2 protein-coding genes are annotated in these 779 nt (G+C 48.9%); both read left to right on the top strand.

What is annotated here, in order from left to right; translation table 11 throughout:
• A partial coding sequence (locus H6A13_RS13040; protein WP_204909955.1) for an ATP-binding cassette domain-containing protein occupies positions 1–329 on the top strand: 329 nt, incomplete at its 5' end.
• 196 nt (positions 330–525) lie between these two features.
• On the top strand, positions 526–779 hold a 254-nt coding region (locus H6A13_RS13035), incomplete at its 3' end, for a hypothetical protein (protein WP_204909954.1).

Below are 779 nucleotides of genomic sequence, written 5' to 3'. Positions count from 1 at the left end.
TGAAAAAGAATCCTTATGAACTGTCCGGCGGTGAGAAGCAGAGGGTAGCCATCTGCCGTGCGCTGATCAATGACCCGGACCTGATCCTGGCGGACGAGCCTACCGGGAACCTGGACTCCAAGTCCGGCCAGATCGTCATTGACGCGCTGGTGCGGATCAATCAGGAGTTTGGCAAGACTATCGTAATGGTTACCCACGATCCGCAGATGGCCAGCTACTGCAGCCGGATCATCCTGTTAAAGGACGGCGTGATCCTGGATAACCTGAATCACGGAGACAGCCAGGAAGCGTTTTATCAGGAGATTATCGGGCGGATGGCGGATTTGTAAGCGGCAGGAAATTTAGGGGAAAAGCGATTTATGAAAATTATTTAAAAGAAAAAAGAAGATATCTGGCGTTTCTGGTGCTGGTGATTGGGCTGGGGGTAGCGATCTCCGGCCTTTCTCCTTATGTTTTCGGGGAAGTGATTGACATCTTTTCAGGAGAAAAGCAGGGGGATTTTCAGGCCTGGATCTCTTTCCGTTAATGTATCTGGTAAACTTTGCATTCCAGAGCAGAGTAAGGAGGCTGGAAGCACAGCAGAAAAAAGTAAAGGATCGATACTATAGTTTTGTAGGAAGCCTGCAGAAGAACCGGGATTCATCGGGACATTATGGAGATGGACCGGCAATATCGGACTGTACTGGAAGAAGGGGGCAGAAATTTGTCCAGTGGTCAGAAACAGAAGCTTGGGCTGGCCAGACTGCTCTTGAGAATGGATGTTTTGTTCTGATTATTAT

The organism is Mordavella massiliensis (genome assembly GCF_016902415.1).
GTDB classification, from domain to species: Bacteria; Bacillota; Clostridia; order Lachnospirales; family Lachnospiraceae; genus Merdimonas; species Merdimonas faecigallinarum.
Note: the sequence above shows the minus strand (reverse complement) of the source record. Positions and strands in the feature narration are given on the sequence as shown.